This is a genomic window from Colwellia sp. MT41 (assembly GCF_001444365.1).
Lineage (GTDB): Bacteria > Pseudomonadota > Gammaproteobacteria > Enterobacterales > Alteromonadaceae > Colwellia > Colwellia marinimaniae.
Genome location: NZ_CP013145.1, coordinates 783,439 through 807,704, shown reverse-complemented (window position 1 = coordinate 807,704; position 24,266 = coordinate 783,439). Strand labels below are relative to the sequence as shown.

Below are 24,266 nucleotides of genomic sequence, written 5' to 3'. Positions count from 1 at the left end.
TAAACAGCCCAAGAAGCTATTGATGTTAATGACCGCGATGTGGTAATAGCGGCTACTATTTTAACGGTAGCTTATCCTGAGTCTGCTGACAGCGTGGTCTTAGCAGTGAATTGTAAGGGAGCCAAAACCAATGATCAATCCTTTGATTATTTCAATACTGGGATATTTAAGAGAGCAGAACAGTTCCTGCTCACTGGTTGATTTGGTGGCTCTTTGTCAGCAGGACTTTCTTTCACTTATTCTAAGGGATGGCGATCCTCAGCTAGTCATTTTCCAAAAGAATTTTTTTGTTATGAACGCGCTTTATCAAATTCAACGTGATATTCAAGCAGAGGGATTTTCACTTACAATTTTTCCATTAGAAATCTGTATGATGCCGAATCGCTCTGGAGCTAAAGATACACTGACCACGCGCGACACTGACCTGGCCCGCTACTATTTGGACTGGTCTAATTTGAATAACATCACTGTTGAAGAGGTTGAGACACTCTTTTCTAGTTTTTGGCAAAGATATAGTGCGGTAGATAAGATTGATGCTGCTCTGGCTATCCTAGGGATCGATCATGAGGTGGATTGGTTTGAGATACGTCAGGCTTACCAAAAGAAAATTATCATTAGTCACCCCGATAAAGGCGGCTGTGCCGATGACTTTATCGAAACCCGAGCAGCCTATGAAATTTTAAGATTCAGTTATCATCGAACTTGACGCTAATTTTGTCTTTATTTATCTCAAAGTGAGCGTTAGGTGATGTGATGCTACCTTGCCACTAACGACCGTCTATTCTATGGGCATGACCCAGAAATTTACGCTATCGGATTCACTAATTTCGTTAGGCACTAACGGTAATCGTCCGTTGTATTGATGTTTGACTAACACTGACCTCTTTTTCAATCTCTCGTAATGTTAAGCCCTCACCATGTAACTTCATTATCTGTAAATGAATAACCTCGGTAATAACATTAGGAAGGCCAAAAGCAGCAGCATAACCATTTTTACGTTCTTTCTTTTTAGCCGTGAAAGGCCTATTTATTGGTCGTATAGGTTGCCTTTTTTTATCAGCTACTGGTGCCATTGGTGTAATTGGTGTAATTGGCTCGGGTATTGGTGCTGTTTTCTTATGCTCAATCAATAGCGGTATCGCTTTACTCAGTGCTTTTTCTACCGCGCGAGTAATGATATCTTCAAGTTCATCCGCTGTTAAATTAATGCTGTTATTTTTTTTAGACCATTTCGCTGCGACATGCTGAGACTTTTTAGCTATTTTTTTCTGCGACACCTTTGATAACGCACCAAAAACACGTATTAACTCAGTAGTATCAATTTGTGGTTTACCTAACGTGTCACGTACCATTATTAGCTTGCCGTTAGCTATGTATCGCTGAATTGTTCTTCGTGACTTCTTTACTAGTAATGCGCTATCAGTGATATTGTTAATAGCCATACGACACCTTTTTTAATGTTATTTCACTGCGACATATTAGATGCTTTGCTGAGAGCATAGTCAATACTGGACAAAAGAAAATCAACACTCATTGTTGGCTTCGCTGCTACGAATAAATCACACTCCTCTTGCTTTAAAATACTCTTTATACCATCATGCGCGCACTTTAATAGACAAGTGCTATTATTGGACAAATAGACTAAATGACTTAACTGTAATGGAAGGTCGTTTAACGATAAAAATTTTAGGGCCCTTAATATGTTAAATAAACTCGCGATTGCCATACTTGCCTGCTTATCTCTATTTTTAACTGCTTGTAATTCAGATAATAAAGAACAAGCAAAGTTTTCTTTAGGGCTTAGCGATGCGCCCGTAGATGACGCTGAAATAGTCATGATTAAAATAGATAGTATTAAAGTAATCAATACAGATGAAAGTAATGGTAAACAAGAAATATTGATAGAAGAATTTACCTATAAAGGTGTGTCGGTTGATAGCATTCAGGTAAATTTACTCGATTTTACTGGTACACGGCAAATTAAAATTATTGATGAGGCGCAAGGCATAAGTTTAAAAAATGGTGTTTATACCATGGAATTAAACGTGGATGATGCTGGCTCTTATGTGGTATTAAAAAGCAATGGCGAAAAATATGATATTAAAATCCCTAGCTCTCGTTTAAGACTGGGTGAATTTACTGTTCATAGTGATGCCGTACAAGTTGATGATAAACCGGCTTATACTATCGAATTCGACCTGACCCAATCTTTAGTTTTACGCGGTAATGATCCAGCGAAAAATGGCTATATCATTAAGCCCCATGGCGTACGCATCGTCAGTTTATATGGTGATATTTCAGGTACAGTTTCTGCTGTTAACACTAATTTAGGTGCTTGTATGGTTTATTTGTATGATGGCACACTAACAGAGTCAGCAGACTTAGCCGATCTTTTTGATAGTAGTTATGAAACATTCATTGGCGAAATTCCTACCGCAACGCCACCACTTGCAGCAACTAATGTAGATGTTAGTGGTACTGTTGATGTTAAAGGTACTTACAGCATAGGTTTTGTGCCCGCCGGTGCTTATACCCTAGCATTACGATGTAATAGTGAAACTGATGATAACATTCAATATGAGCAATTAACGATTCCCTCAGTTGACATTAACTTACAACCAGTTGAAGACAACTTACAAACAGTTAATGTTTCAGCTAACAGCCCCAGTATTGTAGATTTTTAACGGTAGACACTCTCAGAACTTATAAGGCCAAGCACTCGCTTGGCCTTTTTATTTATCGATTATTCAGTGCTAGCTTTAGCAGACCGCCTATAGCCATGAATTTCCACCACGGCTTAACTTTAAAATGCTAAACAATTGTCATAGTCTGCTAGTCAAAACATCTTAACCGAACTGAGTTCAGTTACCTTGCTAAACACAGATTAGGCAGTAAACTTTAATATGATCATGACAGTTAGTTGAGGGGTTTTTGCCCGTGGCATATTTAAAAATTTTATTTTTATTATTGCTCTATTTTCTCATTTGCCCTGCTGTTCCGGCTGATTCATCTTATACCGTGAAGCTAGGCACCAAGGTGGCATGGCCGCCATATCACCTTGACTTAAAATCGGGGGCTGCAGGCATTGCGGTTGAAGCTTTGGACTGTGTGATGGCACGCATTAAACAGCCCTATGAAATAAACAAACTGCCTTGGTCTCGCGCGCAAGCGTTAACTAAGTCTGGCGCCTTAGATGGTTTTTTCTCAGCCTCTCAAAGTGATAAAAGAGACCGCTATGCCGAGATCTCATCGGTCTTTATCCCGCAAATACGTAAGTTCTATTTTTTAAAAAAATACTTCCCAGCACAATTGCAGCTATATTCCATTGACTATATAAAGGAAAGTTTTACCGTTGGTGCGAGGTTTAGCTCTAATGCGATGAATTATTTAAAAATAAATAACTATAATATTGGTGCAGAGCATCTCAGTGAAACCGTATTAATGAGAATGCTCGATGCGGGTCGAATGGATGCGGTATTAGAGAATTCGTTGGTTTTTGCCCTTATGGTCAAAAACCAAAACAGATCTATGGATGAATATTTAAGTGTCGAAGTGGGTAAAAAAAACATGGGCGTATATTTTAGTAAAATATTTTTAGATCAACACCCAAATTTTATCACTTTATTCAATGCAAACATCCCGCCTTGTAGCTTAATAAAATAAAATTTAAAGTGGCGATAAGGAACTTGCAGTTAACTCATAGGGCTTATCACCACGGTGTGTTAGTTATTGAAAGTCGGTTAACTGCTGAGAGTTTTCTAACGGTTCAAAGTTAGCGGAGGCGGTGATACTAACAAAGAGCAAGTCATAGCGGCGAGTGAATCAAGGGTTATTGATGCAAATCAACATAGCTTTGTGTCACTATTGTTAATTGCTGTTTTTCGCTTTTCGAGATAAAGCTCGCTGCGATGGCATTAAAGGTAAATTGAGCAATTTCAGTTTTATTCATCGGCAGTGCTTGGTTTACTGCCAAAAAATTATCCGTCATATAACCACCAAAATAGGCTGGATCGTCAGAATTAATCGTTACACAAACGCCCTTGCGCAACAGCGCAACGATATTGTGTTGTTCCATACGCTCAAATACTTTTAGCTTAATATTAGAGAGTGGACAAACGGTAAGTGGAATGCGCTCACTAACCAACTGCTGCACTAGCTCTTCATCGTCAGTGCAGCGAACACCATGGTCAATGCGAGTAATATGTAATAAGCGCAATGCCTCATGGATATTACTTGCCGGACCTTCCTCTCCCGCATGGGCGACCGTTAAAAAACCTTGCTTAATGGCTTGTTTAAATACTCGCTCAAATTTAGCTGCTGGGTGACCCAACTCAGTTGAATCCAAACCGACAGCTATGATTTTATCTTGATGATCTTGTGCTTGTGCTAAGGTTTTAAATGCTGACTCTTCATCCAAATGCCGTAAGAAACACATAATTAATTTGCTACTAATACCTAGCTCAGTAGTGCCTTTTATCAGTGCTCGATGAATACCGTTAACCACAGTGTCAAAACAAATACCACGCTGCGTATGTGCTTGTGGATCAAAGAATATTTCGGTATGGACAACATTATCTGCTTGGCAGCGCAGTAAGTAGGCCCAGGTTAGCTCAAAAAAATCTTGCTCCTTGATAAGTACATCGGCTCCTTGGAAGTAAATGTCTAAAAAGGATTGTAGGTTGTGAAAATTATAGGCATCTCTCACCTCAGCAATTGAATTGAACGGAATATCAATATTATTACGCTTGGCAAGCGCAAGCATAAGTTCAGGCTCAAGGGTGCCTTCAATATGAAGATGGAGTTCAACCTTAGGTAAGGACTGGATAAATTCTTTCATGACTTAGTTCCCAATAATTTAAAAAGTTCATTCAGTACTTTTTTTGAATAAAAATTATTCAGACAAAGAGTAAAGCACTAAAGCTCTACACTCTTCGTAATCAGGACTTATTTCCTGGTAGAGACCCCCCTGGCGTTATACGAAGGGCAGCTAGTTATTACCTCTAACATAATGACTAGCGTGATTCGATACTGCCTCATTTTTTTATCCAAGTTTTTAGTAGGCTCGTGACTAGATAACTTGCATATGGTGAGTTAAGCACGGCTATTCCGTATTAAAACTTTATTTGTGCAACAAAAAGATGCTAGCAACAATGTTTTATCTTCCTATACATATTATAAGCACAAAAATATAGACACAAAAAAGCCTCTATTAACTTAACATTAAATAGAGGCTTTATATTTTACTTATAGTATTAATTAATAAGGATAAATTATGATGTATTTACCATACTAACGTAACAAAAATATTTTGTATCAGCAATTAGAACGGAATATCGTCATCAAAATCAATTGATGGTTCTTGTGGATTCACTTTCGGAGCTTGCTGCTGCTCTTGCTTAGCAAAGCCACCTTGTTGAGCAGGCGCTTTTTGTTGCTGACCTTGGTTAGAGAAGCCACCTTGCTGTGCTGGGGCTTGTTGTTGCTGGCCTTGATTAGCGAAGCCACCTTGTTGTGCTGGTGCTTGTTGCTGCTGGCCTTGATTAGCGAAACCACCTTGTTGTGCTGGTGCTTGCTGCTCTTGATTAGAGAAACCATCTTGTTGTGGTGCTTGTTGCTGCTGCCCTTGATTAGAGAAACCACCGCTCTGCCCTTGAGACGATTTACCATCTAACATTTGCATTACCCCGTTAAAGCCTTGTAGGACGATTTCAGTGGTATATTGCTCTTGACCTTGTTGATTGGTCCATTTACGTGTTTGTAATGAACCTTCAAGGTATACTTTTGAACCTTTTTTAAGGTACTCACCGGCAATTTCAGCTAGTTTGCCAAAAATAACAACACGATGCCATTCAGTTTTTTCTTTCTGCTCACCAGTTTGTTTATCTTTCCATGAGTCTGACGTTGCTACAGTAATATTTGCTACTGCGCTGCCATTTGGCATAAAACGGACCTCAGGATCTTTACCTAAGTTACCTACTATGATTACTTTATTTACACCCGCCATGAAAATATCCTATTGATTGAGCTATTAAGACAGTCGCTGTTTCTTTACCTATTTAAATAGAAAGAAAGTTTGTCTTTGAGATTTAGTTTAAGGGGAGTAATTCTATAGTGAGCGGCGATCAAATTCGAGTGCTTTTTGTTAAAAAGCACATTTATTTAATTTAAATTCGCTATAGAAATATTCAAGACTATTGCTTAGCAGCAGTCACCTATAATAACAACGATGATTTTCAACACTAATTAATTGTTATCGCAAAGAATTAATAGCAAAGCATGCAAGATTGCCCCTAACAAGCTAAAAAATTTTCGCTCAAGCTGCCTTATTTTCAATGAAGTGTTCGGCCAGTTGTGCTCGAATGTCATCGGTGATTTTTTTCGAACGTTGCGCTTTATAATCATAATGTATCATAGTAGCAGTACCCGAGACGCATTTTTCACCGTGTTGCCATAGCTCTTGATAAACATCAAATGAGGCACCACCAATGCGGCTAATGTAAGTTTTTATCTCAATTTCTTGACCATAAAATAACTGACCATGATAAGACACTTCAATTTTAGCAATGATAAGTTGCCATTTTTTTGGATCCAAATCGGGGGTAAAAAACTTAAAAATAGCCGCTCGTGCGCCTTCAAACCAAACGGGTGGTTTAGTATTATTTATATGGCCTAAAGCATCGGTATCACTAAAGTGTGGCATCATTTTTTCACTGAACATACTTAACCTTTTATCATTTTTAGCTTAGCTGCAAGTCATTTACCTACAGCTATATTACTTTATCTTATAAGATACTATATTTTATAAGATAAAGTATCTTAACTATCATTAGCAAATTCATCAATATTAGAGATAAATACATGAATAAGTCGTTAGCCTTACTTAGCTATTTTTGTGCTTACCTAGCGTTTACATTAATAGTAAATATAACCACTGCTACGCCAGTCTTAGCATCTGCTGATGCCAAAGCCCCTGAACGAACCACAGGTAAAGGTCCTTATAAACGACTTATTCTTCGGGGCGGCATTATTATTAATGGCGAAGGTGCACCCGCGCGTGGCCCCATGGATATTGTCATTGAAAATGATCGCATTGTAAAAATAGTCAATGTTGGCAACCCAGGTATGCCCATTGCGCCAACACGTCGCCCCATAGCTCGTCCAGGTGATATAGAACTTAATATTGAGGGTCAATATGTACTGCCTGGTTTTATTGACATGCATGGCCATATTGGTGGTAGTGCCGATAATATTCCGGCTGAGTATGTCTTTAAGTTATGGCTAGCTCACGGTATTACCACAGTACGAGAGCCAGGCAGTTTTAATGGTATTGAGTGGGTTATGGATCATGTCAAGCGCAGTGAAGAAAACACTATAGCTGCGCCACGTATTATGCCCTACTTTGGCTTTGGCTTAGGTTTAGATGAAACTATAACGACAGTAAAACAAGCGCAGCAATGGGTTAAGTCTATTGCTAAAAAAGGCGCTAAAGGAATTAAGTTCTTTGGCGCAACACCCGAGATAATGACAGCAGCACTTAGCGAAGCGAAAAAACAGGGTTTAGCCAGCATGATGCATCATGCGCAACTTGACGTCACCAATATGAATGTACTTGATTCAGCCCGCTTAGGGTTGACATCAATGGAGCATTGGTACGGTCTTCCGGAAGCATTATTTGAACATCAGCAAATTCAAAATTACTCGCCAGATTACAATTATAATAATGAACAACATAGGTTTGCTGAGGCTGGTCGGTTATGGCAACAGGCAGCAAAACAAAATAGCGAAAAATGGTTAAGCGTGCGTGATGAATTACTCAGTTTAGATTTCACCTTAAACCCCACCTTTACCATTTATGAAGCCAATCGCGATTTAATGCGGGATATGAATGCCGACTGGCATAAAGAATATACTCTGCCAACCTTATGGGAATTTTTCCAACCTAACCGTAATGCTCATGGCTCGTATTGGTTTGATTGGACCACTGATGATGAAATAGCGTGGAAGAAAAACTACCAACTATGGATGAGTTTTGTTAACGATTATAAAAACCATGGTGGTCGAGTAACCGTAGGCTCAGACTCAGGCTATATCTTTAAAATTTATGGCTTTAGTTATATTCGAGAATTAGAGCTACTTAGAGAAGCCGGTTTTAATGCCTTAGAAGTTATTCAAGCTGCCACTATCAATGGCGCAGAAGCACTTGGTATGGCGGATGAAATTGGCTCTATCCGTGTTGGTAAAAAAGCAGATTTGGTGATAGTAGCCGAAAACCCATTGCGTAATTTTAAAGTTCTTTATGGCACCGGACATTTTCGTCTAGATGAAAATAATAAGCCAATCCGCGCGGGTGGTATAAATTACACCATAAAAGACGGTATTGTTTATGATGCCAAGTTACTATTAGAGCAAGTAAGAGCAATGGTTAACGACGCTAAAATCAAGAAAATTGATAGTATTAAACGAGCAAAACACTAAATAAAAACGGTTAATTGACTAGTTAAGGCTATAGTTAAATAAGTAATAGTTTTAAATATCACTCATTTAACTCTAGCCTTAACTCAGGTACGCGATGCAGTTTTTATTAGCAGCTATAACAAAAATAAAAAAACCTCATGTCATATCGCCAGCCCCCGTAGAAAAACTTTCATGTGTTTGGCGAGATAATGTAATAACTAGCCTACCGTCATTATTCGTGGCCGGCTTACTGACTGCTGCTTTGTGTGGTGCGGTCTCTGCCGCCGAGCAAGTAGGTGAGCAAGCAGCTAAACAAACTGCTACACAAGTAAAGCTCAATTCAAGCTCGGCCAATCTCACCCATGATAATTCAGTCCGTAAACAGGCCGCCGAAAAATCAGCGATAGAGGCCGTAAACGAAACTATCCTCTGCAATAGCAATCAGCCGAAAATAAGGTTCAAACCACAAACAATCTTTGATGAAAACGAAGATGACATTACTTTTTTACATCGCTGGGCCAATGCTATTCACATTGATACCAAAATTGTCACCCTAGAAAACGAAGCCTCCTTTTTTATCAATAAATGCATAAAAACCGTTGCTGATATGGCAGAGCTTGAACGCCATTTACGCAGTAGAAGATACCTCAGAGATGCCAACGTTAGCAGTGATGATGGTATAGAAAATATCACCATTACTACTTGGGATAACTGGTCACTAATGCCAACGGTAAGTTTTGGCCGTAAAGGTGGCGTAAACACCTACAGTTTTGGCATTAAAGAAAGTAATCTGCTCGGCCTAGGTATAGACACTGAAATAGAAGCGTACCGCAATACTCAGCGCTCAGGCTACAAGTTATCAGCTAGCATCCCTCTTTTTCAAAAACAAAACACCGAGGTTAAGTTATGGTTTGCCGATAATGATGATGGTCAACAACATAGTATATTTCTGCATAAAATGTTTGCCGGTTTTCATACCAAAACCGCTTATAACTTAGGCTTTAATGAAGAGTCGCGTAACGATACCCTCTTTCAAAATGGCCAAGACCAAAGTATTTATCGCCATGACATTAGTTTTAAAGTAGGCAACTATGCCTGGTTAAACTTTAACAGTGACAGTCGTTTACTACGATACCGTGTCGGCATAACACAAGATAAAAACACTTTTTCAGCGCTAACAAATGAGCACCATAATGATTTAACTGTCCCGCCCCTCACTAATGTTCGACCTGAAGATAGAGATTTACTCTACCCATGGTTTGCTTTTGAATATATAGAAAAAGATTTTAGAAAACTGACCAACGTCCATTTGATCACGCAAATAGAAGACTTTAACCATGGCTGGCAACTTAACTCTCGCCTAGGTATAGGTAATGGCAATAAAGAAAACACCGCATGGACGGTCTGGAAAATGCGGGTAAAAAAAGGCTTTAACCTACATAACAATGCTTTGCTATTACTTGACTTCGCACTAGCAAATGATATTTATCAACATAGGGATAGTCGTTTATTGGTAAAGCTAACAGCGGAGTATTTTTATCAGCTCAATAAACGTTGGGGATTTTATTTAAGCAATACCAATGTAGCCAGTAAAAATCAATACTTAGATAAGCCAGTGACTATGGGCGGTAATACCGGTTTACGTGGTTTCCCTTTACAATATCAACATGGAAAAAGTAGCATTAAAGCCACGGCAGAAATTAGGTACTATCCACAAATCAATCTCTTTAAACTCTTTGATTTAGCCGCTGTTGCTTTTGTCGATACCGGTCGAACGTACGGGGAGTCAACGGTGAAAAACATCGAGGAGGGTTGGCTAGGCTCCGTTGGCTTGGGTCTGCGCTTGCATTCCCCACATTCTGGCGGTAACCATCCCATTATCCATATCGACTTTGCCTTGCCACAAAGTGACAACCCCAATATTAATAGTTTTGAAATTAGGGTGCAGGCAAAAAAATCGTTTTAAGCGATTATTCAGCCTTAAAAACGACTTTTCCGGCAAGTATTTTTACGGCGTTTGTTTCACAGTAACTAAGAGGTGCTCTACAAAAATCGCTTCAAAATCCTATCAATTTGGGCAATGCGTATTTTTTTCAACAGTTTTTGTGGTTTATCCGGGTAGTCATCAACGGATTCAATATCAGCATGATGCACTATTTTAGTGGTATTTGCTAAAATACCGAGTAATTCATCATTAGTAGTTGCTAAAAGCTGCTGACCGGCATCATCAATAAGTAAGCCATTTTCTAAATCCAGTGCCCATGCACGCGGATTTAAATTACTGCCGGTAATTAAATGGTAGCGATCATCAACACGTAAACCTTTAAGGTGGAAACTATTATCTTTATCTTTCCACAAATGAATATTCAATAAACCTTTATCAATAAAATTTTGGTAGCGCTTAACAAAACGTTTTAATAACATTTCATAAACATAAGGAATAATACCGATAGTGCTAAAGTCGTCCGCATTTCTGATAAAAAAATCATTGGCGGTTTTATCCCCTACTACCACAGTGATTTTAACACCACGTTTTAATGCTTTGATAACATCTCGGGCAAGTGCATGCGGTAGATTAAAATAAGGTGTGTAAAGTACTATGTTATCGTGAGCGTTTTGTACTAGATGACGGGTAGCTTGGTTAAGCTGATTTTTACGGCGACCAAAGCCCACTAACGGCGTAATAAACGTTTTATCACTGACAAGTTTTGACTGACTATTATTTTGCTGCTGAGCAACAATGTAATGAGACTTTCTTAACAGTACCTTTAATTTTGCAAGATTTTTCTTTTGCTCGGGGGCATCAGGTAAGTATGCTTGATTAAGCAGTGGCGCCAAGCTTGAATCAATAAAGGTAGCGCTCAAGTAATGACAAAAACTATCGGCTAATGCAACACTATTAATTGTACAGTAGCGGTCTAAACGATATCGCTCGCCCTGGTGCAAATAAATATCATTAATACTTGCGCCGGTATAAAAAAGCTGATCATCGAAGACCATGCCTTTAAGGTGTAAAACGCCAAAGATTTCTTTGCGCTTTACCGCCACACCATAGATGTTGATCGTTTGTGGGTAGTCATGCGCTAACTGCAAATACAGGGCACGATTACCTAAGCTCGCTTTTTCACCAATTAAGCCACGTTGACCGCGGTTAAAGTCGACAAAGATATTAATCTCTAGCTCGGGAAAGTTTGCTTTCGCTTGGTATAACGCATGGAGGATTTCCCGACCTGCGTCATCATCTTGTAAATACAAAGCAGTAATAAAAATACGCTGACGCGCAGCTGTAATTAATAATAACAACTGCTGCTTATATTCTTTAGGGCTGGTAAAAAACTTAATATCACCGCCATCGACAATTATTTCTTGCACTGTGCTCTATCTAAAAAAGAATTAATTCGCGACAGTATATCAATAATAAACCGAAGAAATATAGACTTTTTCTTCGGTTAACCGCTAGGACATCGGTAGATAAGTGTGGAATGTTGTTAAATTTTCACCGCTAATTCGGCAGCTTGGCGTATCGCACGTTTTGCATCAAGCTCAACAGCGACATTAGCACCGCCAATCAGGTGCACAGTTATGCCACCATCAACAAGTGCTTGTTGCAAGTCTCGATTCGACTCCTGCCCGGCACAGATAATTATATGATCAACTGCCAATAACTGTTCCTTACCATCAACTTCAATCACTAAGCCCTCATCGGTAATGGCTTTATAACTTGCGCCAGCAACCATAGTAACACCCTGTTTAACTAAATGGGCTCTATGTACCCAGCCTGAGGTTTTACCTAAGCCTTTACCCACTTTAGTCGTTTTACGCTGTAACAGGGTGATTTTCCTTTCTGGGGTATGTTTAGGTACATCCTTCTTGTCTAATAAGGCTCCGCCTTGTTGATAACTTTTATCAACCCCCCAATTTTTAAGCCAGGCATCCGGTTCATTGGTCAATGATTTTTCCGACAAGTAAGTGGCCACATCAAAGCCGATACCACCGGCGCCGATAATGGCGACATTATTACCAACGTCAATTTTATCACGTAGTACTTGTAAATAGGTAAGCACTTTCTTGCTGGCAAAACCAGCTGTTAAACCTTCTATGTCGAGCTTTCGTGGCTTAATACCCGTTGCCAGTATCACTTCATCAAAACCTGCAGCTAGCAAATTTTCCGCACTTTGCTCACTATTAAGGTGTACTTTAACGCCGTGTAAACTCAGTTGTTTGTTAAAATAGCGTAGGGTCTCAAAGAACTCTTCTTTACCGGGAATTTGCTTAGCAACATTGAACTGGCCACCAATTTCATTCATTTTATCAAATAGTTCAACTTGATGACCTCGTTGAGCCGCATAAACACTAAAAGCTAAACCTGCTGGCCCGGCACCTATCACGGCTAATTTTTTTACTTGCGACGCTTTTTCAATAACAAGCTCCGTTTCATAACACGCCATAGGATTTACCAGACAAGAAGCACGTTTTTGGGCAAAAACATGATCTAAACACGCTTGGTTACAACCAATACAGGTATTAATTTCATCGGCTTTATTCGCTGCCGCTTTATTAACAAAATCGGCATCAGCAAGGAAAGGTCTCGCCATTGAGACCATATCTGCCTGCCCTGTCGCTAACACTCGCTCGGCAACATCAGGCGTATTAATTCGGTTCGTGGTAATAAGCGGAATAGAAACTTCCTGCTTCATTTTTTCAGTAATCCAAGTAAATGCTGCTCTAGGTACTGAGGTTACTATGGTAGGTACACGCGATTCATGCCAACCGATACCGGTATTAATCAGTGTCGCGCCAGCTTTTTCAACGGCTTTTGCCATAGTAACAACTTCTGCCCAACTATTACCGCCTTCAACTAAATCCAACATAGATAAACGAAAGATAATAATAAAGTTTTCACCCACTTTGGCGCGCACCGCTTTAATGGTTTCAATGCCTAGGCGCATTCTGTTTTCAATGCTGCCGCCCCAATCATCATCACGTTTATTGGTTCTAAGACAAGAAAACTGGTTAATTAAATAACCTTCAGAGCCCATAATTTCAACGCCATCGTAGCCCGCTTTAGCGGCCAACTTGGCGGCATAAGCAAAATCTTTAATGGTAGATTTAATTTGCCTAACCGACATCGCTTTAGGAGTGAAAGGTGAAATGGGTGATTTAATTTTGCTCGGCGCAACACCAAAAGGATGATAAGCGTATCGTCCGGTATGTAATAATTGCAAACAAATTTTAGTGGGGTATTTATGAACTGCTTCAGTAACTTGCAGGTGTTTTTTTACTTGCCAAAAGTGGCATAACTCACTGCCAAAAGGCGCTATTCGGCCGCGTAAGTTAGGGCTAACGCCACCGGTAACGATCAAACCGACGCCACCTTTTGCCCTAGCTTGATAAAAGGCTGCTAATTTAGCAAAACCGCCGCGTTCTTCTTCTAGGCCGGTGTGCATGGAGCCCATCAGAACACGGTTAGCTAATTGGGTAAAGCCAAGGTCTAGTGGCGCTAATAAATGTGGGTAGGCAGTTGTTGTCATAATTATGCTCTGCTATTGGTCGTACCAGTTGATGTATAGTCATTAATTTACTGACATTTAGACAAAAACACAAGTTATGATAACATCACGGAGATAACATTCACTTATAATAAGCAAGCTGAGCTCTGGGTAAGCACACCGCCTTTATTCGATTCTGTGCGTTAAAGCGTCGATAAATAACCCGCTATTGATAATCGTTTGGTCTTGCTAATCGAATAAATTGAGCCATTGATTGGCTAGTTAATGATTTTAGTTGCTTGTTAATTTTTCCATAAAATATAACCTGTTTATTTTACTTAAATATCAAACAGCCATTAGCCATAGTTCAGCTTAAGTAGTAACACAGCTACTGAGTAAAACAATTAAAATAGCGATAGAATAAAATTTTATGCCCAATAAAAAACAATTAATTGACCTAGTGCTTACTGCATTAACACAAGACCTTCAACAAGCCATTGGTGCCGCCAATGTAGCACATGCCGCTGCGGTTAATGATCAAAGTGTCGCGGAAACACAATATGATACCCTAGCGATAGAGGCTAGCTACTTAGCTGAGGGGCAATCTAAGCGAGTAATTGACTTACAACAGGATATCGATGCTTATAAAGCACTAGATACCAAGGCATTCAACCACAATAGCTATATCGCCTTAGGCGCTTTAGTACAATTATCTGCAGATACGGCAATGAACCACTGGTTCTTTATCGGTCCTGCCGCAGGTGGCTTCCGCTGTAAACTAGCTCAACAAAATATTACCGTCATAACAGCACAATCCCCTATGGGCATGGCACTACTGGGTAAGCAACAAGATGATGATATAGAAGTTACGCTCGGCGCTAATAAGAAAAAAGATTATATTGCTGCGCTCAAATAGGCTCAATAAATCCCTCCTTCAGCGGAGAAAAGCAAAGTTAAATAAAACTGGCTTGGCTTATGTTAACTAGACACTATTTTAAAACCGATTTTTAATGTGACTTGATAATGGCCGACCGCGCCATTGACAATATGACCTCTTGTTTCTGTGACCTCAAACCAATCCATATTGCTAACTGTTTTATGGCACTCAGCCAAGGCATTTTCTATAGCATCTTCGATACTGGTTGTAGATGAACCAACCATTTCAATTTTTTTGTAAGTGTGATGATCAGACATGATAGTCACTCGCTAAATTAAGGGACAAGGTAAACCTTAGTTTAGCGTGCTTTTACTAGTTTGCTCGGTGAGATTAGACTATAGCCGTTACCAATCAAAATGAAGGATTTCAGTGGCCGTTAAAATGCCTTTAGGCAAGGAAAAACTCTCTCGCTGACCTAGCTTTGTAGCAAGGCTTTAATCGCGATTAAATCAACCTTTTTATCATCAACTTTTAAATAAGCAACTGCTTCAGTATGAACGAGTGTTGCTTCGATAACGCCAGGCATATTAATTAATAGTTCAGCCATTTTCTTGGCTTCTTCTTCACCAGTAATATTGGTGGCAAAGCTAAAACTTTTTGATTTTTTTAATGGCTGCATGCCAAAACTTAATAACAACCAAATCACAGTGACCACAGCCATCACTAAGAAAATAGTTTGCTCACCATACTGACTGGCAATAAAACCACCGACAATACCACCAACAAACGCGCCTAGAAACTGGCTACTTGAATAAACCCCCATAACACTTCCTTTAACACCAGCAGGCGCTATACGGGATAAAATAGACGGCATAGTCGCTTCTAAATAGTTAAAGGCGGTAAAAAACAACACCACTGACAGTATTAGACTCCAGAAGCCACTGGGCAATAACCAAAGTAAAAATAGCGCAAAAGCTAACAACGCAATAGCAGCGCTAAACATAGGTTTTTCTTTTTGTTTCTTAATGGCAAAAATCATAAAAGGCACCATTAAAAAGAAAGAGCCTAGTAAGGCCGGCAAGTATATTTGCCAATGGTTTTCCAGCGCCAAGCCACTGGCAACAAACTGCTTCGGCAAGGTAACAAAACAAGCGGTTAAGGCCATATGTAAAATGAAAACGCCCCAATTTAATCGAGATAACTGTGGATGACGTATTAAACGGCTTATTTGTGCTGGCAAGGCGACATGATCACCACGCGGAGCTTTATTCACCGAGTTAGGTACCATAAATTGGATCATAGCCATGGCAAAAATGGTCAACAGACCAGTAAACCAAAATAAACCACTTAACCCGACAACATCAGCTACTATTGGTCCTAAAATCATGGCAAGGGTGAAGGATAAACCGATAAACATGCCAATGGTTGCCATCACTTTAGGTCGCTGCTCTTCACGAGTTAAATCGGCCGCTAAGGCGAGTACTGCGCTAGCAATAGCGCCCATACCTTGAATTGCTCGCCCGAGCACGACACCATATATAGTCTCGGACATTGCCGCAACAATACTACCAATAAGAAAAACCACTAAACCGGCAAGAATAACGGGTTTCCGGCCAAATTTATCGGAAAGAATCCCCATAGGTATCTGCAATAACGCTTGTGTTAAGCCATAAGCGCCAATTGCTAACCCTAACCACATAGGACTATATCCCGTAAGCTGCTCACCATAAATGGCAAAAACGGGCAATATCATGAATAAGCCTAACATGCGCACACCAAAGACACTGGCTAAGGTGATGGCGGCTATTTTCTCAATACGGTTTAAACCTGAAACACTCATAACGTTGCTAAAACCTAAAATAAATAAAGACGTCGGAAAAATTGCCATTAGTTTACCATGCAAAGAAGCACAACATAATCCCAACAATGAAAACAAGCCGTTATCCTTTGGCACTAGTTTTTATAGTGCTGTATTTATGGCATACTTGTCGGCTCTATTTTATCGATAATTGAGTTAAAAAACGCATGAAAAGTATTGAAGTCAGAGGGGCGCGCACACACAACCTCAAAGACATTAGTTTAACAATACCTCGAGATAAACTCGTGGTTATTACCGGTCTTTCTGGCTCAGGAAAATCTTCTCTTGCCTTTGATACGCTTTACGCTGAAGGGCAACGCCGTTATGTCGAGTCGCTTTCAGCTTATGCTCGTCAATTTTTATCGTTAATGGAAAAGCCTGATGTTGATCATATTGAAGGTTTATCGCCGGCTATTTCTATTGAACAAAAATCAACCTCTCATAATCCACGTTCAACCGTAGGAACCACCACTGAGATTTACGATTACTTGCGTTTACTTTATGCCCGAGTTGGTGAGCCGCGTTGCCCCGAGCATGGTCAAGCACTCGCAGCACAAACGGTTTCACAAATGGTTGATAAGGTTTTAGCCCTTGAAAAAGGCACAAAAGTGATGCTACTTGCTCCTATTGTCCAAGACCGTAAAGGCGAACATGTAAAGCTGCTTGATAACTTAGCCGCACAGGGTTTTATTCGTGTCCGCATTGATGGTGAAATTTGTGACTTATCCGATCCTCCGCCATTAGAATTACAGAAAAAACACACCATAGAAGTTGTCGTTGATCGTTTAAAAGTGCGTGATGAGATTCAGTTACGCCTTTCTGAGTCTTTTGAAACAACCTTAGCGCTAACCTCAGGTACCGCCAAAGTCGCTTTTATGGATGAGCCAGACCGAGAAGAGTTACTGTTCTCGGCTAATTTTGCCTGTTCACATTGTGGTTACAGCATGGAAGAATTAGAACCGCGCTTATTCTCCTTTAATAATCCCGCCGGCGCTTGTCAAACCTGTGACGGTTTAGGTATTGAACAATTTTTCGATAGTAGTCGCGTTATCGCCAACGAAAAATTAAGCCTTGCTGACGGTGCTGTCCGTGGCTGGGACAAACGTAATTTTTATTACTTTCAAATGCTACAAGCGTTGGCCGAACATTATAACTTTAAAGTGGATAAACCTTTTAACCGCTTATCCGCGGAAGCGCAAAAAGTTGTTCTTTATGGTAGTGGTAAACAAGAAATTGAATTTAAATATATGAACGACCGTGGTGATGTGGTGATGCGTAAACATCCCTTTGAAGGCATCATCAATAATATGCAGCGCCGCTATAAAGAAACCGAGTCCAACTCGGTGCGTGAAGAGCTAGGCAAATATCTTAATTCACATCATTGTCCTGACTGTAATGGTAGTCGCTTACGGTTAGAGGCCCGTAATGTCTTTATTGATGATACGCCGTTACCGGTTATCGCTGAATTATCCATCAGTGATGCCCTCACTTTTTTCCAAGGTTTGACCCTCACCGGTCAAAAAGGCCAAGTAGCCGAGAAGATATTAAAAGAAATAAACCAACGTTTAGGCTTTCTGGTTAATGTTGGCCTTAATTACCTAAATTTATCACGCGGTGCTAACACCCTATCGGGGGGTGAAGCACAACGCATACGCCTTGCAAGCCAAATTGGCGCAGGCTTAGTTGGCGTTATGTATGTACTAGATGAGCCCTCTATTGGCTTACATCAACGAGATAATGAACGCTTGCTTAGCACCTTAATACACCTGCGTGATTTAGGTAATACCGTTATTGTGGTTGAGCATGATGAAGAGGCCATTCGCGCGGCTGATCACATCATTGATATAGGCCCTGGGGCTGGAGTACATGGCGGTGAAATTATCGTCCAAGGCACAGTAGAGGATATTTTAGCCTGTAAAGAGTCACTCACGGGTAGATACCTTTCTGGCGTAGAAAGAATTGAAATACCAAAAAAGCGTCATGCCTTTAATAAAAAAGCCGTGATAGAGCTAAAAGGTGCCAGCGGCAACAACTTAAAGCATGTTAATTTAGTGATTCCAACCGGTTTGATGACCTGTATTACCGGGGTTTCAGGCTCAGGAAAATCAACACTCATCAACGACACCTTGTACAAACTCGCTCATATTGAGCTAAATGGTGCCACCATTGATGAACCTGCCCCCTATAAAAGCATTCACGGTTTAGAGCATTTAGATAAAGTTATCGACATTGATCAAAGCCCGATTGGTAGAACGCCACGTTCAAACCCGGCCACTTATACCGGCATATTTACCGCGGTACGTGACATCTTTGCCGCCACACAAGAATCACGTTCACGGGGTTATAAGTCAGGACGTTTTAGCTTTAATGTTAAAGGCGGTCGCTGTGAAGCTTGCCAAGGTGATGGCATGATCAAGGTTGAAATGCACTTTTTACCTGATGTTTACGTGCCCTGTGATGTCTGTAAGTGTAAGCGCTATAACCGTGAGACCTTAGAAGTATTGTACAAGGGTAAAAATATCCATCAAGTATTGGATATGACCATTGAAGATGCCTTTGAATTTTACCAGGCCATCCCGTCGATAAAGCGCAAGTTGCAAACCTTAATGGATGTTGGTTTAAGTTATATAAAATTGGGCCAATCGGCAGTGACCCTCTCTGGTGGTGAAGCCCAGCGCATTAAACTATCAAAAGAGTTATCTAAACGAGATACTGGCAAAACCTTATATATTTTAGATGAGCCGACCACGGGTTTACATTTTCACGATATCAAACAATTACTGCATGTTATTCATCGATTACGTGACCATGGTAATACCGTAGTGGTGATTGAGCATAACTTAGATGTGATAAAAACTGCCGACTGGATCATTGATTTAGGCCCAGAAGGTGGTGCCGGTGGTGGTGAAATATTAGTGGCTGGCACACCCGAGCAGGTAGCTGATCATAAAACCTCACATACGGCGAGATTTTTAAAACCCTTACTGCAAAAATCCTAATACCAGCCAAGCATAACGGACGTTCTCCGTTATGCTTGCTTTCTTATCAGTTCTCAACAGGTTTATTATGCATATCAAGAATAGTGAACGCCTTAAATTTAGGCTAATGGACGCTCAAGATGCCCAAGCCTTGTGGCAGATAGATCAAGACCCACAAGTGATGAAATATCTTAACGGTGGTAAACCCACTAGCATGGCGCAGGTTAACAATGTTTTTATCCCACGGATGGAGCAATACCGTGATGACAAGTTAGGCTGGGGAATTTGGCAAGTATCCGATAAATTAACCGATGAGTATTTAGGCTGGGTATTAATCCGCCCTATGGCATTTTTTACTGACGCAGCCAATGATAAAGACTTGGAATTAGGCTGGCGTTTTTTCCAAAGCACTTGGGGCAAGGGTTACGCCACAGAAGCCGCAATAGCCGTTAAAAACGCCGTGGTCGCGAATACGGATATTAGCCATGTCTCGGCGCTGGCCGTTGCCGATAATGCCGGCTCAATTGGCGTGATGAAAAAAATGGGCATGAGCTTTGTCAGAGCTTATTTACACAAAGATGCTATCGGTGATTTTGATGCGGTGCATTATCAGATGTCGGTGAACAAATAAGCTAATCCTTGCTAATAATAGCGTATGTTAAGGTACTCATACGCTAATTAAACAAAGTCTTTATACTTTGAATTCCGACACTAATAAATGCAAATTATTCGCCAGCTCTGCCAAGTCCTTACTTGAGTGGTGAGTATTTTCAGCTTCAACAGAAGTACTATCTGATATAGTTGAAATGTTAGTAATATTACGATTAATCTCCTCGTTCACACTCGTCTGCTCTTCTGCAGCAGTAGCAATTTGCGCCGCCATATCATTTATTGAGGCAACAGATTCTGTAATCTTCTGCAGTGCATCACCCGCTGAACTAGCTTGCTCAACAGACTTCTCCGCTTGTTGATTACTCTTTTTCATCAGTGTTACTGCATGTTCAGAGCCTTGTTGTAAGCGCTCAATCATTTGTTGAATCTCTTGCGTAGAAGTTTCTGTGCGAGATGCTAATGATCTAACTTCATCAGCAACTACAGCAAAACCACGCCCCTGTTCTCCTGCCCTTGCAGCTTCAATAGCAGCATTTAATGCGAGTAAGTTAGTTTGCTTAGCAATACCTTTAATTACATCTAAAACCCGACCTATCTCTTGGCTATCATTAGATACTTTATCAATTGATTCTGAGGCCGTTTGAATGCCTGATGCTAAAGCAGAGATACCCTTAACTGTATTTGAAACTATCTCATATCCGTGCCGCGCCTGTTGGTTAGCATCTTCTGCACCTGTAGCCGTATTAGCGGCATTTTGTGCAACTTCTTGTGCTGTCATTACCATTTCATTCATAGCTGTAGCAACCATATCCGTTTCCAGACGTTGACTTCGTATATGTGAGCTGGTGGTTTCACTAGATTTGGCCAATTGATTTGAGGCATGATTCAAGCGATTAACAATACTAACCACCTCAGTTAGGGTATGATGAAATTTTTGTAATAATGAATCAAAAGCCCTACTTACTGCGCCAAGCTCATCACCCGACTCAACTTTAGTACGAATAGTTAAGTTAGAGCTAGACTCAATTTCTTCAAAGGCACGTTTAAGCTTCTCAAGTGGGGTAATAATACTTTTCATGATAAAAAAACCAAGTAGCACTGATACTAAAATAGCAGTAATTGAAATGATTATTGTTGCGGACAAAGATGATTCGACGTCCTCTGCTGAAGACTGATAAATAAAGACTTTATTGTTAGCAACCAAGGTCCTTAATAAGGAAAAGTCCTTTCTAGAACTGTTCGCTAGCGGACTGAACTCCTTTTTATACTTTTTCCACGCTGCTTGCTGATCTGATGTGCTACTTGTTTCCGACAGCGTATTCATTAAACGTAAGCTTTCGTTTAAGAATTTCATTGTCGACTGCTTCGACTTTGATGTTAAAGAAGCCAACTGAGATTTAACTTGTTCATCACTAACAGTTTTTATGGTATGAACTAATTTATCAAAGTGCCCAGAAATATCATTGATTCTCTGCTCAAGCTTATTGTGGTTTTTTTGATAATTATCTCCTAGCATAATGCTACGCGTTAAACGCGAGACATAATTCAGATCCCGATTTACTTCTAGAATGGTTGTTTCTAATACAACGGCACTTTGACTGAATTGGTTAAAAGCACTCTTAATTGATAAAAGTTGCATAATAGAAAAGCTAGCTACTGAAATAAGTGCTAATAGCAAAACCCCAGTTAACAAACTTATCTTCATCTTTACTGAAATATTACTTAAAAAAGCCATTAATTTTTCTCCAAACTGGTAAGGGATATTTTTCATTTAAAGCAATAAATGTCACCAAATGATTAATAAATAATTGTAGACAACTATTTATTTTTTATCGGTAAAAACATTGATTTACAAGCCTATGTAGTTTACTCAGGAACTTTTTGTATACGTCATCTTCGAAGTCTCTGATTGAAGATCCATTGCTCTTTATACACTGGATCCCCGATTAAAACACCACGGGGATGACGATCCTGAGCCAAGTGCACAGGCATGTTTATTTATTATTGATAGGTTACCAAAGACGCGCTCAGGTAAAATTTTACGAAAAACCCTTAGGCAAATGATTGATGGTGAAAAAATTAAAATTCCATCAACTATTGAAGATAGCCAAGTAATAACCGAGTTATCAGCAACGTTATTGAATATTAAGGGCGATTAGCTAAGCGATCAATTGATAGCAATGGCAGTATTAAATATATTGAGGTAAATTCCATGGAAAAACAGGCTAATCCGGCTTCTTGGTAGCTAATTTAAGTTTATCTCGCTGAGCAGATTTACTATCCGTGGTCGGCCAAATATCACTAGGGCTCAATTTTTTAGCTGTATCTTGCTTAGTTGCTGTGCTTTTTTTAGGGGTATACAGGTACGGAGTCGACTTACTTATATTAAGGTCTTCGTCTATTTTTTTGGTAAGTTGATCCATATCTAATGGGGCTTTAGGCTGAGCGGTATCAATCGCGGTTTTACTAGAGTGCTGCACCGCAGCATTAATTTCTGCCATTTCTTCCTTCGTTAAATCTCGCCACTGCCCTGGACTTAAATTGCCCAGTTCAACGTTCATAATACGTGAACGCTTAAGTTTTAGCACTTCATAATCAAGGTATTCACACATGCGGCGAATTTGACGATTTAACCCCTGAGTTAATACAATAGTGAAAACAAAACGACTTTCCACCCGCACAATACAAGGTTTAGTAATGGTGCCTAGAATAGGTACACCACGAGACATACGCAAAATAAAGCGTTCGCTGATGGGTTTATCCACTGTCACTATATATTCTTTATCGTGGGCATTTTCTGCCCTTAATATCTTATTAACAATATCACCATCACTGGTGAGAAAGATCAAACCTTCAGAGGGTTTATCTAAACGACCAATAGGAAATATGCGTTTTTTATGACCAATAGCATCGATAATATTGCCTCTGACATGCTTTTCCGTAGTACAGGTAATACCAGTAGGCTTGTTATAAGCTATATAGATACGGTCCGATTTATCATCACTAATTGGCTCGATATTATAGCCATCTACTTTAACGACATCACCCTCTAACACCTTGGTGCCTAGCTCTGGCACTTTATCATTAATGGTGACACGGTTATCTTCTATCATTTTATCGGCACTACGGCGCGAACAGAAACCAGAATCACTAATGTATTTGTTTAAACGTTTTGGGAAGATTGATGTGGTCAATGTAATCGCTACTTATGTTTTGGTGCATTTTTAATTATCACTATTATACTCAAAAGTATCACCAATGTATTAATCATCTGCAAAACACTATGCTAATTTTTGCACATCGCGGCGCCAGTGCCCTTGAACCAGAAAACACCCTACCAGCATTGAACGCCGCATGTACGGCTGATACCGTTGCAGTTGAATTTGATATCCATCAGGTAGATGGCAAGTTAATGGTTATACATGATCGCTATCTTGAGCGCACCACCTCAGGAAGTGGTTTATTAATAGCGCATAACTTTGTCCAATTACGCCAACTTGATGCGGGTAACGGAGCGGTAATTCCCACCCTAGACGAAGCTTTAGCGGTAGTTGCTCAGCAATGCATTATTAATATTGAGCTCAAAGGTATTGCCATAGAAGATCTTTCACTATTATTCCAATACTTAGATGATGCTAGGGCTGTGCTTAAATTAGACTTTAATAAAATACTACTATCCTCATTTAACCATCACTTATTACAAGCAATCTATCGCCAAAGGCCTGAGTTTAATCTTGGTGCCTTAACCGCTGGCCTGCCACTAGGACATGCCAAATTTGCGGAGCAATTAGCGGCTTATTCCGTCCATATTGTGGTCGACTATGTTAGTGCTGAGTTTGTTAGTGATGCTCACCAACGAGGGCTACAGGTTTATGTTTATATTGTTGATAAATTACCTGACATTAAAAAGATGAAAGCATTAGGGGTAGATGGCATTTTTGCCAACAACCCCGCTCAAGCTAGGCAATATTTACAGCAAATAAATTTTAAATAACGCG

General features: G+C 40.0%; 19 protein-coding genes. 9 read left to right on the top strand and 10 right to left on the bottom strand.

From position 1 onward, the window contains the following. The first annotated feature begins 130 nt into the window (after positions 1-130). Positions 131-706, top strand: a complete 576-nt coding sequence (locus CMT41_RS03430; RefSeq protein ID WP_058026362.1) for a DNA-J related domain-containing protein — start codon at positions 131-133, stop codon at positions 704-706. A gap of 124 nt (positions 707-830) precedes the next feature. On the opposite strand, the gene CMT41_RS03425 is transcribed toward CMT41_RS03430, so the two are convergent. Further along, positions 831-1,442 carry a hypothetical protein gene (locus tag CMT41_RS03425; RefSeq protein WP_058026361.1) on the bottom strand — a complete coding sequence of 204 codons (612 nt, stop codon included), beginning with the start codon at positions 1,440-1,442 and terminating at the stop codon, positions 831-833. A 258-nt stretch (positions 1,443-1,700) separates the two neighbouring features. Between CMT41_RS03425 and CMT41_RS03420 the strand changes: the two genes are divergently transcribed. Both CMT41_RS03420 and CMT41_RS03415 read left to right on the top strand, forming a co-directional pair. Next, the gene (locus CMT41_RS03420; protein WP_058026360.1) at positions 1,701-2,684 is read left to right on the top strand and encodes a DUF4382 domain-containing protein; all 984 of its coding nucleotides are present in this window, start codon (positions 1,701-1,703) and stop codon (positions 2,682-2,684) included. Between the two features lie 253 nt (positions 2,685-2,937). Beyond that, complete coding sequence (locus CMT41_RS03415; RefSeq protein ID WP_058026359.1) at positions 2,938-3,663, top strand: transporter substrate-binding domain-containing protein; 726 nt, start codon at positions 2,938-2,940, stop codon at positions 3,661-3,663. A gap of 166 nt (positions 3,664-3,829) precedes the next feature. On the opposite strand, the gene CMT41_RS03410 is transcribed toward CMT41_RS03415, so the two are convergent. The 3 genes from CMT41_RS03410 to CMT41_RS03400 form a co-directional block, all read right to left on the bottom strand. Beyond that, the gene (locus CMT41_RS03410; protein WP_058026358.1) at positions 3,830-4,837 is read right to left on the bottom strand and encodes an adenosine deaminase; all 1,008 of its coding nucleotides are present in this window, start codon (positions 4,835-4,837) and stop codon (positions 3,830-3,832) included. A 483-nt stretch (positions 4,838-5,320) separates the two neighbouring features. Then, complete coding sequence (gene ssb / locus CMT41_RS03405) at positions 5,321-6,004, bottom strand: single-stranded DNA-binding protein (RefSeq protein WP_058026357.1); 684 nt, start codon at positions 6,002-6,004, stop codon at positions 5,321-5,323. A 309-nt stretch (positions 6,005-6,313) separates the two neighbouring features. Next, on the bottom strand, positions 6,314-6,718 hold the full coding sequence (locus CMT41_RS03400) for an acyl-CoA thioesterase (protein WP_058026356.1): 405 nt from the start codon (positions 6,716-6,718) through the stop codon (positions 6,314-6,316). Positions 6,719-6,858: 140 nt separating this feature from the next. Here CMT41_RS03400 and CMT41_RS03395 point away from each other — a divergent pair, with 140 nt between their 5' ends. Both CMT41_RS03395 and CMT41_RS03390 read left to right on the top strand, forming a co-directional pair. Then, on the top strand, positions 6,859-8,475 hold the full coding sequence (locus CMT41_RS03395; protein WP_058026355.1) for an amidohydrolase family protein: 1,617 nt from the start codon (positions 6,859-6,861) through the stop codon (positions 8,473-8,475). A 94-nt stretch (positions 8,476-8,569) separates the two neighbouring features. Next, positions 8,570-10,420: a hypothetical protein gene (locus tag CMT41_RS03390; RefSeq protein WP_058026354.1), complete on the top strand. Its 1,851-nt coding sequence runs from the start codon at positions 8,570-8,572 to the stop codon at positions 10,418-10,420. Between the two features lie 77 nt (positions 10,421-10,497). Here CMT41_RS03390 and pssA read toward each other — a convergent pair whose 3' ends face one another. Then, positions 10,498-11,826 (bottom strand): CDP-diacylglycerol--serine O-phosphatidyltransferase, encoded by a 1,329-nt coding sequence (gene pssA, locus CMT41_RS03385; protein WP_058026353.1) that lies wholly within the window; start codon positions 11,824-11,826, stop codon positions 10,498-10,500. Positions 11,827-11,942: 116 nt separating this feature from the next. Next, entirely contained in the window at positions 11,943-13,985 is a 2,043-nt protein-coding gene (locus CMT41_RS03380; protein ID WP_058026352.1) for an oxidoreductase, read from the bottom strand. 388 nt (positions 13,986-14,373) lie between these two features. Between CMT41_RS03380 and CMT41_RS03375 the strand changes: the two genes are divergently transcribed. Further along, entirely contained in the window at positions 14,374-14,859 is a 486-nt protein-coding gene (locus CMT41_RS03375; RefSeq protein WP_058026351.1) for a GreA/GreB family elongation factor, read from the top strand. Positions 14,860-14,921: 62 nt separating this feature from the next. On the opposite strand, the gene CMT41_RS03370 is transcribed toward CMT41_RS03375, so the two are convergent. Then, complete coding sequence (locus tag CMT41_RS03370) at positions 14,922-15,137, bottom strand: dodecin (protein WP_057179777.1); 216 nt, start codon at positions 15,135-15,137, stop codon at positions 14,922-14,924. 158 nt (positions 15,138-15,295) lie between these two features. Further along, the gene (locus tag CMT41_RS03365) at positions 15,296-16,660 is read right to left on the bottom strand and encodes an MFS transporter (protein ID WP_058028126.1); all 1,365 of its coding nucleotides are present in this window, start codon (positions 16,658-16,660) and stop codon (positions 15,296-15,298) included. A 185-nt stretch (positions 16,661-16,845) separates the two neighbouring features. On the opposite strand from CMT41_RS03365, the gene uvrA reads away from it, so the two are divergent. After that, the gene (gene uvrA, locus CMT41_RS03360) at positions 16,846-19,677 is read left to right on the top strand and encodes an excinuclease ABC subunit UvrA (RefSeq protein ID WP_058026350.1); all 2,832 of its coding nucleotides are present in this window, start codon (positions 16,846-16,848) and stop codon (positions 19,675-19,677) included. 67 nt (positions 19,678-19,744) lie between these two features. After that, entirely contained in the window at positions 19,745-20,287 is a 543-nt protein-coding gene (locus tag CMT41_RS03355; RefSeq protein ID WP_058026349.1) for a GNAT family N-acetyltransferase, read from the top strand. A 60-nt stretch (positions 20,288-20,347) separates the two neighbouring features. Here CMT41_RS03355 and CMT41_RS03350 read toward each other — a convergent pair whose 3' ends face one another. Together CMT41_RS03350 and CMT41_RS03345 are read right to left on the bottom strand one after the other, a co-directional pair. Continuing rightward, the gene (locus CMT41_RS03350; protein WP_058026348.1) at positions 20,348-22,003 is read right to left on the bottom strand and encodes a methyl-accepting chemotaxis protein; all 1,656 of its coding nucleotides are present in this window, start codon (positions 22,001-22,003) and stop codon (positions 20,348-20,350) included. Between the two features lie 490 nt (positions 22,004-22,493). Beyond that, a complete protein-coding gene (locus tag CMT41_RS03345) occupies positions 22,494-23,381 on the bottom strand; it encodes a pseudouridine synthase (RefSeq protein WP_058028125.1) in 888 nt (295 codons plus the stop codon). Between the two features lie 170 nt (positions 23,382-23,551). Between CMT41_RS03345 and CMT41_RS03340 the strand changes: the two genes are divergently transcribed. Further along, complete coding sequence (locus CMT41_RS03340; RefSeq protein ID WP_058026347.1) at positions 23,552-24,262, top strand: glycerophosphodiester phosphodiesterase; 711 nt, start codon at positions 23,552-23,554, stop codon at positions 24,260-24,262. Positions 24,263-24,266 lie beyond the last annotated feature (4 nt).

Excerpts from the sequence above, each read along its gene's own strand:
- CMT41_RS03430 (WP_058026362.1), top strand. The coding sequence starts at position 131 with ATGATCAATCCTTTGATTATTTCAATACTGGGATATTTAAGAGAGCAG.
- CMT41_RS03425 (WP_058026361.1), bottom strand. The coding sequence starts at position 1,442 with ATGGCTATTAACAATATCACTGATAGCGCATTACTAGTAAAGAAGTCA.
- CMT41_RS03420 (WP_058026360.1), top strand. The coding sequence starts at position 1,701 with ATGTTAAATAAACTCGCGATTGCCATACTTGCCTGCTTATCTCTATTT.
- CMT41_RS03410 (WP_058026358.1), bottom strand. The coding sequence starts at position 4,837 with ATGAAAGAATTTATCCAGTCCTTACCTAAGGTTGAACTCCATCTTCAT.
- ssb (WP_058026357.1), bottom strand. The coding sequence starts at position 6,004 with ATGGCGGGTGTAAATAAAGTAATCATAGTAGGTAACTTAGGTAAAGAT.
- CMT41_RS03400 (WP_058026356.1), bottom strand. The coding sequence starts at position 6,718 with ATGTTCAGTGAAAAAATGATGCCACACTTTAGTGATACCGATGCTTTA.
- CMT41_RS03395 (WP_058026355.1), top strand. The coding sequence starts at position 6,859 with ATGAATAAGTCGTTAGCCTTACTTAGCTATTTTTGTGCTTACCTAGCG.
- CMT41_RS03390 (WP_058026354.1), top strand. The coding sequence starts at position 8,570 with ATGCAGTTTTTATTAGCAGCTATAACAAAAATAAAAAAACCTCATGTC.
- CMT41_RS03380 (WP_058026352.1), bottom strand. The coding sequence starts at position 13,985 with ATGACAACAACTGCCTACCCACATTTATTAGCGCCACTAGACCTTGGC.
- CMT41_RS03375 (WP_058026351.1), top strand. The coding sequence starts at position 14,374 with ATGCCCAATAAAAAACAATTAATTGACCTAGTGCTTACTGCATTAACA.
- CMT41_RS03370 (WP_057179777.1), bottom strand. The coding sequence starts at position 15,137 with ATGTCTGATCATCACACTTACAAAAAAATTGAAATGGTTGGTTCATCT.
- CMT41_RS03365 (WP_058028126.1), bottom strand. The coding sequence starts at position 16,660 with ATGAGTGTTTCAGGTTTAAACCGTATTGAGAAAATAGCCGCCATCACC.
- uvrA (WP_058026350.1), top strand. The coding sequence starts at position 16,846 with ATGAAAAGTATTGAAGTCAGAGGGGCGCGCACACACAACCTCAAAGAC.
- CMT41_RS03355 (WP_058026349.1), top strand. The coding sequence starts at position 19,745 with ATGCATATCAAGAATAGTGAACGCCTTAAATTTAGGCTAATGGACGCT.
- CMT41_RS03350 (WP_058026348.1), bottom strand. The coding sequence starts at position 22,003 with ATGGCTTTTTTAAGTAATATTTCAGTAAAGATGAAGATAAGTTTGTTA.
- CMT41_RS03345 (WP_058028125.1), bottom strand. The coding sequence starts at position 23,381 with ATGATAGAAGATAACCGTGTCACCATTAATGATAAAGTGCCAGAGCTA.
- CMT41_RS03340 (WP_058026347.1), top strand. The coding sequence starts at position 23,552 with ATGCTAATTTTTGCACATCGCGGCGCCAGTGCCCTTGAACCAGAAAAC.